The sequence below is a fragment of the Roseibium sp. RKSG952 genome (genome assembly GCF_009711355.1).
This window is the reverse complement of record NZ_SMMF01000806.1, coordinates 1-10,995: the sequence shown is the minus strand read 5'-3', so window position 1 is coordinate 10,995 and position 10,995 is coordinate 1. Positions and strand designations below refer to the sequence as shown.

The following is a 10,995-nucleotide window of genomic DNA, read 5'->3' as shown; positions in this document are numbered from 1 at the left end:
AGTTGAGCGATATCATGAGGTTGTGATTCTATTTCGTTGTCCAGACGATGGAGAACTAATTTCATCCAGTCAGTCCCGATGAACTCCCGGTCTGCCAGCAGCGCCTCAATAGAGGAGTCCGCAAACAGCCACAGCCGTTGAAGCAAAAAGCTCCACCCTTAGGGGGTGGTCACAAAGTGGACAGCAAGGGCGAGCCAGATCCTGACAACACACCGAAACTGCGGTAATTTTTCACTCTATCGCTCGTTTCTTCAGGAGATTGACCGGGATAGAGGTAATGGGTCTATGTGCTCGATCCATCGAATCGTGTCGCCCTGCATTCAGAAGCGCAACCTTTACTCGCTCAGCGGTCATCGAGAAAGCGCTGTATATTGCGGTCACCTGAGTGAAAAGAAGGAGCGGCCAATTTGGCATTGACGCTAGTAGAGGTTTAAATTACTAATTTTATCCACCACTAGTTAGTCAAGCGGGGTTGGCCTGGCAATGCGGTGTTTTATTTTTCGCTTTTTATTGTCGTCTGCAATTCTTGTTTTGACAACAGTCTCAGCGCTGGCTGACTTCTCAATTCTTCTCAGTCCCTCGCATATAACCAACCGTCAGCATGCGGCGATCGTTCTTGAAGCGTCGTCCACACATATTGCGGCCTACGCTGCCTATCCAAACCGTCCCGGCAATGGCGCCTTGCGCACCGAAATCTACGGAACCAAGATCCTGCCCATAACAGAGGATGGTAAAGTCCACGAATACCCGATTGCTGAGACCGGAACTTCAAAACTACTCAATTTGCTTGGCGGTGCTGGAAAAATTGGTCACCGCATTATTACTCAAGGCTTTCAGGAAAAATTCACAGACGCATTCCAATTGCCAACACCAACAGTTCGGGTGGTTATCGAAACAGACCCGCAAGCCGCATATGCATTCAAAACTGTCCTGGAACGTCGACACGCAGACAAAAAAATTCCCGGACAGCTGGGGACGGCTTTTGACGAAATGCACTCTGAAGGAATGCAGCTATTCGAACTGGGCGCAGCGATCTCTGAAGTCTTGTTTTTGCGTTCCCCAGCGAACGATCAAGAACTGTTACTTACCTCGCAAACCGAGGGAAATACCAGCCCAAAATACGATGAACTAGCAGCGATCATTCGCAATTTTGCGATGACATCCGATAACCTTGATCGAACAAAGTTGCCAACCCGCGACACATATAAGACCGCAGCTTCATGGCTTTATCAATTTGCCTTAAACACTCACAAGCCCACGAAAAACACCTGTCAAAGCATTAACCCGAATTACCTTGTCGGATCGCCGGACGCGACTTCAGATTCACCTGTTGGATTATACACGAAAGTCATGGGGACTCTTAACAAAGGGCGGGCCCAGTTTAAACGGAATACAAACAAACCTTTCTGGCAAGGAGGAGGTGCGTTCTTTAATTCCGTGATCGCCTCAATTCTTTTCGATCCTCTATTGATTGAGAACCTCTTGGATAGCTGGAATTGGACGATGCGTGTGGCTGGTGATGCTCCCATCTATGCGGAATTTGCCGTCATGGGGGATCTGGATCCGATCGCAGTCGAGGTTGCACGGTGCAAGGCCAAGCTAATGATAAAAGGGCACGACTTCGAAACAACCTCTATTCGAGAAAGGAGCGTGATCTACGGCACAATGGACGAAATTATCCCTCAAAAAACGGATATTCGCTTCTTCAAGGCTGCACAGTCCGTAACACGGCTTGTCGGGGCCGGGAGTGCGGACCTGACTGAATATTACTCAAATTCTGACTTCACCTCGGGATTGCTGAAGGTGGTTTCTGACTATGCAACAACTGATTCTTGCATCAGCTCTAGTGAGGATATTCAGAATGTCCTTCCTTCCAGCAAAGGCGCTAAACTCTTTCGTACGATCAACAGGCGTCTTTTTAATGAAGTCAATCTTCCAGTCATCAGAAGGCTAGCGGGCGAAATTGATCACAATACAGGGACCCCGCTCTTCGATCCGAGAACACCGGATTATCAAGAACTTCCCGACCTTGACGGTCTGAAACAACAATTTTCGCCGGGGTTCGTTTTCGACCTCCAGATGGTGCTTAATGAGCAGTCCGCTGTCGAGACTATGCTGAATGATGCGTTCGAAGCTGATCGCGCAAATGCAGTCAAGCTGGATAACGAATTCACGCGGGCTCAGAAGGCGATCCGATGCATTTGGCTTACGAGCCTCATTAATTACGTTCGGCCCGAAAATCCTGAAGACCACTTCAAAATTATCGAGAACGTCGACGCCCTTTTAACTGATATTGCTGACAAAGGCGTTATTTCATCAAGCGAGCAGAAGTTCAGCAATTACTGGTGGCGCGTGGCGACCGGAATGGCATACGTGTTTGTTCTTCACAACGCGACTGAGGATCAGCAAAAGCTCTTTGGAGAAATCCTGAAAAAGGCTATCGCAAAAGATGCAGCGCGAACGTCCAGTATCAACGAATTGACGCCGCGCCTAAAGGATCGCATCCAGCGCCGCGTGGATGCCGTGACCGCAACAAAGGCAGCCTTAAAGGCTTCCAGGTCAATTGGTGCCGTTGCCCATCGCAATATGGCGATCGAGGTCTTCATGAACCCTAAAATTGAAGAGATCCTGCTCTTTGATTGCAATCTCACCGGGGTACAGCAACTTGAGCGCTCCAGTCTCTCTGGGAGCATAATTACCCCGGCTCAACGCCTGGCCTTCCTTGAAAAAAACGGCCTGTCGGTGCTTGCTCGAACATATGAGATTACTCCGGGAGGAGCCCTTGACTTTAACGCCAATATCCAAGGGCCGCACCGCCAAGACATTTGCGCCGGCATTGAAGACCGGAGAAACTCCGTTGAAGATGTTTTAAATGGATCCAGCAGCCTTCTTAATCTTTGGGATCTTTTCAACGAGAACCCCAACAGCAACACTATGACTGTCATGAAGCGCTCCAAAGATTTGCGGCAAGAACTTGGGAAAATAACACCATTCTTTATCTACAACGCCGAAACTAGAATTCCACGTCCTACACCTCCAACATCGACAGGACTTCAATCTGCCGTCAATTACGCGCTTCTTTCTTACAATCTTCACCAAGCAAAACTGGCGCTTCTCGATGACCTAGCCTCTCTCTCGGAGCAAGATCTAGAAGCAATCGATCCAGAACTGGCCGATAAGAAATCTGAACTCAAGACTTTCCATGAAACTGCATTCCCCGCAGACGCAGATGCCGACAAGATAATGGGAAACGAGCCCGCTTTGATTGCAAAATACGAGCTCGAGAGCACCAAGAAACGCATTTCGAAGATAGAGGGAGATATCGATGCGTTTATTGATCCAGTCTTGACGGCTTTCAAGCACGACAACGCGAAGCTCGCTGCTCTTTCTCCGCCAGATAGCCTGAGGTCTTGTACCAATCCTGATGGAGAAAAGGACGCGGAATGCAACAATTTTTCAGAAGGCCCTAGAAACATCGCCGGAACTGAATACGGTCAAACGGTCAAAGCCGATGGCCCAGCCGGTATGCTCGGAACGGCCCTTGATTTTCATCTGACAGCAACCGGCTCAATTTTCGAAAGCGGCACACCATCTGCTGGTCGTCCAATCTATGAAGCAGAATTGTCCCTCATGAAGGAGCCTGAAACTCTGTCCGAAGGAGCGTGCTCCTGGAAAGGCAGGGAGCAGGACTGCGACACATCCACTGGCGAACAGCAAAAGAAACGCATCCCCTTTGGGATCTACCTTCTTCGGATAGATCTGACTGACGATGGACGCATCAAACAACCCATTCTTGTGGAAGGGCAAGCCCGCTCCCGGATAAATGTACAAAGATTACGAGCAGGACTCATGGAGCTCGGCCTGCCGAAATTCATCTCTTCCCGGAATTTTAAAGTTGATGTCGATGTGGACGATGCAGACATAAACAATATTCGCGTTAAAGCCCTTTCTGTCGAAACCAACATTAATATCTCCCAGATCGGTCTGGGTAAAATGACACTTCCGATCATCGAGAATTATCGACCGGTCGACATTGAAACCACGCTTCACAATGCTCTCCAAACAACAATCGATGCCAATCTCGGGGCCGCTCTGCGTGACAGTGACATCTTTACAGATGCTATTCAGTTCCCGCCTGGCGACAGCTTCGAGACTGCTACATTTCGTTTGGGCGTTGATTTCCCAGTACCACCCAAAAACCCTCCCTACACCTTCGACGTAGCTGGGAAAGCGCTCACAGTTGAGGCTGGGCTTGTCCTTGAGGCCTTTACGCAAAGCTCAGAACCCATCAAGGTCAAGGCGAGCGCAGAAGTCTTGTTTGATGAGACTGGCATCAGCGTTCGCAGCATTAAATTCGACGAAGCTGACCTCGAAAAGCAGCTAAGCAAGATTACGGAAAAACTCCTGAGTGGGTTCGATTTTGGCCTTGATGGGTTCAAAGAAACCATCACTGTCCTTCCGCAGTTTGACGGGAAGAACGTAAGCCTTCGATTAAAGGCGGGATTTCGTATCGAAAACTGCCCAACCGTAATTGACATGACAATCGGCCTTGGGGACGACATGCAGGGCCTCATAGAGGAAGCGCTTATAGGTGCGGCTAAGGATTTTGCCTCCTGCCAGACAGCAGGCATTCTGTCAGAGCTGCCTTTCGACGGTCAGGAAGTCGCTCTTTTTGGTGTAACACTAGAAATCAGAGAAGCAGAAGACTCTAGCCCTCTTCGCTACGACCTAATCGCAAGAGGGGCCAGCCTTGGAAAATGCGGACAGGATCTGAAAATTTCAAGCGTTGAACTGGAACGCAAAAACAACGCGTTCTGGGGGATTAATCTTTCATCTTTAACCCCCGAGGCACGCCGCTCTGCGGGGGCTATTCTGCGCTGCAAACTTTATTCGACATTTCCCAACCTAAAGCAGTATCTCATCATATCAGAGCTGGCTGTTGGGCCGGGTGTGATCGCCGCAGACCTCCAGCTTCAAGATCTACCCTTCATCGGCAGTATCAGTCTCGGCCGACAAAACTTCGCGGACCCGAACTTCGAGGCAGGCTTAAAGCAGGCTCTTGAAAAGAACATAAACGATTATGTTTCAAGTAAGCTTCTAGAAAATCTTCCGGAGAATCTAACATCTGGCGAGTTTGATCTTGCTGGGATCGGGGAACTAAACTTTGATGCTACAAACCCAATCAAAGTTATTCTTTTTGAACAAACACCACGCGTTGAGTTGAATGGCACGCTCAACATTGCATCAAGTATATCTGCTGACGCGACAGTAATATTGCTACTCAGAAATAGCGGGCCTGACATTGATATTCGTTTGAAACCAGACATCTCAGACAGCCTCTCAAAACTTGTCGGCAGCTCCCTTCCGATGTTGGGTGATAACGGGATTAACATAAAAAATTTCAATGTCGGCCCGCTTGATGCCCACAGAAAGCGTTGGGGAATTGTCTTTGAGGCAAACATCTCAATTCCTCTTCTGCCGAATAACGTCAAAATAAACATAAAGCGTGTAGAGCTATCACAAAGCGGCCTTGAACTCGACGATGAAATTCGGGCGAAGCTTTCAGCCCCGATGTCTTTTGGGCCGGTCGCCCTCGACAGTATTATTGTCATCTATCATACGGGCAACAGCGACAATTCCAGAGAAGGCCTCACGCTCGGCGCGGACCTTACCTTCCTTGAGCCTAATCTAGCCCGTATCTTAAAAATCGAAGCCCTTCTGGATTTGAGAGAGATTGCTGATCTCCGCTTCCTGCTCTCCGGACGCTTGATAGCTTTCGATAACCTCGCACTCCTGGTGTCAAACGGGGATATCGAGCTCGGAAAGGCGCGCATGTCCCTGTCCGTGAAGAGCACAAAACCAATCGAACCCGTCTTAGACGTCAACGGGACGGCTAGTCTCGACTTACCCGCAACGCGTATCAGTGCTGATTCAAGGCTTGCTATACTGGGCATACAGCTTTCCAAGAACAAGCTTCGCTTCTGCGCAAAAAAATGCGGTCAATCCGCACGAGAAGAAGGATATGCGTCCATACGGTCGACCTCGCCCCTACTCATCGGAAATTTTACACTAGCCGCTGAAACGGATCTCGCTCTTCGAAATCCCAAGGCTGACGGTGGAGTTAAACTTGACCTTTTCGGCTGGAGCCCCGGCCACGCTGGGGTTTATGCGGACCTCGATAAGGCACAATCGCGCCTCTCCTTGCTCGGTATAAAGATCACAGTCACCACGCCCTCCATCCGCACGATGACACCCGAGCTTCTCCTCCGAATTCTAACCAGCCTTTTCGACATATCTCTTGAAGATCTTCTAAAGTTGAAGCTGGACGACATTAAAATCACTGTCATCAATGGTGACGGGTCCAGCGACAGCTTTAGCGATGGCAACAGTGAAAGCGACAGCAGCAGCGGCAGCCTTCCAGGGCAAGTGAAAAACGAAGAAGAAGGACAGAAAACAGCCTTGGCCAGGGACGATTCCCCGGAAGAGGAAAGAACCGGCATCCCGCCGCCATCTGTTCAGCCAAAAGGCGTTGTGTTACCTAAAGGCACAACCGAAACAGTCGTCGCCATACGACACGGCCAACCAATTAAGGGCTACTTCTGCCATAAAATCATAGGTGCAGCCGATTACACTTTCCAAAGTGGCGATGCAGATTCTCGATTTGCGATAATCCCGAATTACTCAACGAAGGAAAGCTGGCCGAACAACTTTACTTCAATCCGCTGGTATGTGAGCTCGGACACCGACTGGAATGTAGTCAACCTCCCCCTCAACGGAGATAACCTAAAATATCGATCTTTGGTTGATTATAACGTTTATACCGAAAAGGCAGCTCATCGCCTCTGCCAGTTGGACGACGGTCCGCGTGTGAAGGACAACATTTTCCCTGTAGACGTAAAAAGATACAGCAGGCTTAACTACTCTGGCAACATCTGTGAAAACGGAAAAATCGCCAAATTCGGTGTGCGACCCCGCGAAATCAAAGAGCTGGACAAGCTAAACTACCCACCGTCCGGACTTCCCATTGCCTGCCTTCCAAGTGGACGGAGTCTTTGGGTGAAACTCTATTATGATATTCCAAAACGCCAATACGTTGCACCTGTCTTATGTCCGCGAGCAGACCAAATCAGCGAGCAGGATCGCAACAGTACAGCTTATCAATCTGCCTGTGTTTCGGGTGGTGTAGTAGAATTTCAGATGGTCGGAGACTTTGACCGCTTGGTTCTGACGGCCCAACAAGAGCTCGACATCGTCTATAACATTGTTCGGCCGAAAATCCTGTCCAGCACTCCAAAGGCGACACAACGTGGAAAAAAATTCTCCATCAGTTACGATCAAACCCAAGTCACGGGAGAGTATTCACAGTTTGTCGCTAACAACAAACCTCGACGCAGTCATACTTTGACTCTCACGACGCAGGATAAACAAACCGAAATTACGAAAATGCCTCAGATCGATGCAGAATGGTCTCTCTGGAGTCATTGGGTAGAGTATGGCTATGACCAAATTTTGCTCGCCGAATGGCTTAAAACAGGTAGGCGCCCAACACATGCTTTCGGCGACTCAGCAATCGAAAAAGACATGCTCATATTACCTCCAGCTGAGCAGACCAAATCATACAGATTTTTTAAGGCCCCAAGCGTCCTTGGTCCCCCTTATTCAAACAAGGATATGAAGAAAACTCTTATAACCTTTCCCGATACAGCGCCAACTGCTGGTGGCCCTGTGGAGTTTGATAAAATACATTACATCAAATTGTTAGAACTTATAAAAGCACTGATGCCACAGCTCGAAGGCGGCAAATGGATTATGAGTCTAGGCGACGACAAGGCGCATGATCGACACCTTATATTGTTTGAGAGCGAAAACAGCGACAACATTGTCGTGCGGATAGATCAATACGACAATACAACAGCTCCCGAAGGGGGCTATCCCAAATCAGAAACCTTTACCGGCACCCAGTCGAGCGACGCTAAAAACGTCTGCGCCACAATCGAGGAATGGATAAGGGTGCTGGCAGTAGATTATGAACCGAACCTTCGCAATCCAAACGCACTAAGAACGAACGACAAATGGAAGTTCGCAATCTTTGATCCTGAAAATTTTCAATTCGATGAGAACCTTACGCAAAGCCCAATTTTCGGCTTCGAAGCACTTTCCGGGTGCTAGGCGAACAACCGGAGAATTTGATCAATGGCGGACATTGCTCCCCCTAAAGAAAAATCGCCCATGTTTAAGGCATATCTTGCATTTAATGCTTTAACAGTCCTTTCAACCGTTGTTCTGGCTGCTTTTGCCGGGCCGATTATTTACTGGAACATCCAGGCATACAGCCAAGCGCATATGGTTGAAGCAATTCGGTCGGCAGATGTCGTTGCGGAGTTCTGCGCCAGTCAGCCAGGCCTTCAAAATGACGCTTGCCGGAGAGGACAACGAGGCACTCCAAGCGATCAACTCTTATGGTCCATTTTGAATGCAGCAGGCCTTATCAACCCTAGAGACATTCCTACTCCTGTTGAATTTTCAAATCCCAATGAGCTTCCGCCCGAAATTGCGGCAATAAAAGCATATCTCGCCACCGCTCTTCAGGAGCAGAAAACTGGGATAGACCTTCTTGTCGACGCAACGCAGATCTGCTCATCCGACGGGCCCAATAAACACAATGCCGACGTTGCTGCCTATATGCTTGGCAATGTCTACCCCGAGACAAAAAAAATAGGATCTCGGGTCTTTACTTTTTCAGACGCAAACCTTCTTTCAAAGGGCACTGAAAACGAAAAGAAGACTTTTATCAACGCCCCAGCCACCACATGGCGGATCGCGATCGCACGAGGCATTTCTGATGCAGAGATAGTCTCAGCACTTCTTCAGCTCAGCGACAGCCTTTCTCCAAATGATTTCGACCCCTCTAGGCCAAACGGAAAGCTAGTGCCAAGTTACCGATTTGACACCAGCTGCGACGATCAACACGCCGGCCAATTAACTGAAAACGATGAGCGCTATAAATATATGGATGCTCGCACAAATTTCGGGATGTTCGTCGCAGGTCGTATACGGACGGCCGAAGCAGTGAAGAACGCGCGTTCATCAATGACACTGTGGACAGGTCCGGAGCAACTTGTCCTGCTGACACTTTTTGCATACGGCCTTTTTGTAGGTTTGCTTCGAATTTTCTTTCTTTGGCACGCCCTGAACAATGGTCAAGATATCCCGGGTGATAAATCGAAAGACGATCCACCGAACTTTAGTCCCAAATCGACTGAGACATGGGAGCATCAGAAATCCCAAGTCATCAAAAAATTGAATTCAGCGCGTTGGACCCTGAAAATCGCTGCTATTCTTTTGCCGGCTGTGGGTTTTATCGGAACTGTCCGGGGCATCATGAAAAGCCTTTCCGGAGCAGATCAGATCATTCAAGCAACCACAGTCAATGAACGACTATCGGCAATCAGTGCGCTGTCAGGCGATCTCGGCCTTGCTTTCGCAACCACATTCATTGCTCTGTTGGGCGGTTTTGTTCTAACGATTGTCATCGCGGTTGATGGACGCCTGTGCGATCTCGTGATTATTCGATACTTCGACCGAGCAAAGCTCGACCCTACACGACCGTTAAATCAAGAAGATAACAAAACGGGAAAACCGACAGAAGAGCCAAAGGGTGCTGTATGATGGACGGCGATGACATCTTCCTGTTGAGCTTTGCGGATGCGCTAACCTGTGTTTTTGGCGCAGCGATCGCCCTGTTTCTCATATTTGTTGTTCTTGTCAAGCTGGATCCGGTTGAACCAGGAAAAGCCGATGTTATTGAGGAGCTACCCGCAAACTCTACGGATTTCGACGACTTTCTGTCGCAAGGGTCTGGAGATGTCATAGTCCATATTCAAGCCAGCTCCTGCAAAGACATTCAGCACATCTTTATGAATGCCGCTCGCAATGCATGGCTTGTTTCAAACCCAACAAGGCAAGGGACCGCAGAGTGTGCTCGGATATTTGAGGTTCCGCGCGGCAACATAAATTCTGGCACCGAAATCTCAACAACAAGAATTATCAAGACTCCACTAAAAATCCGCGTCATCGCTGGGGCTACTATATGGCCCGCCTCCTCTGTCTTGCACTTCCCTGATCCTTTAAATTGCGTGGTCACGGGAATAATTGGCTCTATTCAGGCCGACAATGAAGAGCCATTGAGGTTAAACGGGTGTGGCAGATGATTGGTGAAGACGACAGCGATCAAGTGTCGGTATTCGGACTAAGCTTTATCGATCTCGTTTCAGGGGGCTTTGGTGCAGCTTTTTTCATGTTTTTGATGTTTGTCACTTTGCCAATAACCGTGATCGACGCAGGGGGAGGCGGTGAGCAATATATCGACATCCGATTAGAGTGGGAAGGAGACGTTCGACTCGAGCCAATAATTGGCTACACACGTCCCGATAGCCCAATTGAGAGATATCTGCGCCTTTCCTCAAACGCAGCACAAATCTCGCCCGCAAGCGGAACAGTTACCTATAACGAACAACGGTTCTGGCGAGATCTGATTGTATTTGGTCACGCAGGTCGTGGGGCAGATCGCATGCAGAACACAGGAGCAAGTGGCGTCAGTACAATAAAAACAACAACATTAGTTCGCTTTATTCAGCCCTGCCCGGGCCGATATCGAGTGTTTGTGAATCCGCTCGGACTCTATCGCAGCGGATACAGCCTAAAAGAAAAAGCCAGTTCCAGCTTCCAAGTCCATGCACTTGTGGTGGATGACGCTTCGAGATCAAGAACGGGCCTAAGCACAAGTCACAAGATCACGGTCGGTGCTCGCTCAGGCGACTTCCGCCCTCCGCAAACACACATAAATGCGAATGCTAGCCAACCGATTGAAATCAAGGAAGTCACCGAAGAAAGCGCCGCTAGATTGCCTCATGGTTTTGACTTCAAAGCCGAAGCATCCGGCAAGACTGATGTTTGCGGAGGGCTATAAGGATTCAAGTATCTTCTATTGGGAGA

At 48.9% G+C, this 10,995-nt stretch carries 4 protein-coding genes; all 4 read left to right on the top strand.

Annotation, left to right across the window (positions count from 1 at the left end):
* Window positions 1-483 precede the first annotated feature (483 nt).
* From E1297_RS07745 to E1297_RS07730, 4 genes are read left to right on the top strand one after another with little or no spacing between them, the layout of a single operon-like run.
* Window positions 484-8,169, top strand: a complete 7,686-nt coding sequence (locus tag E1297_RS07745; protein ID WP_155136129.1) for a hypothetical protein — start codon at window positions 484-486, stop codon at window positions 8,167-8,169.
* Window positions 8,170-8,193: 24 nt separating this feature from the next.
* On the top strand, window positions 8,194-9,669 hold the full coding sequence (locus E1297_RS07740) for a MotA/TolQ/ExbB proton channel family protein (protein ID WP_155136126.1): 1,476 nt from the start codon (window positions 8,194-8,196) through the stop codon (window positions 9,667-9,669).
* Window positions 9,666-10,211 (top strand): hypothetical protein, encoded by a 546-nt coding sequence (locus E1297_RS07735; RefSeq protein WP_155136123.1) that lies wholly within the window; start codon window positions 9,666-9,668, stop codon window positions 10,209-10,211. The genes E1297_RS07740 and E1297_RS07735 overlap by 4 nt, the downstream gene beginning before the upstream one ends.
* The gene (locus E1297_RS07730) at window positions 10,208-10,969 is read left to right on the top strand and encodes a hypothetical protein (protein WP_155136120.1); all 762 of its coding nucleotides are present in this window, start codon (window positions 10,208-10,210) and stop codon (window positions 10,967-10,969) included. Before E1297_RS07735 ends, E1297_RS07730 begins: the two co-directional genes overlap by 4 nt.
* Window positions 10,970-10,995: the final 26 nt, after the last annotated feature.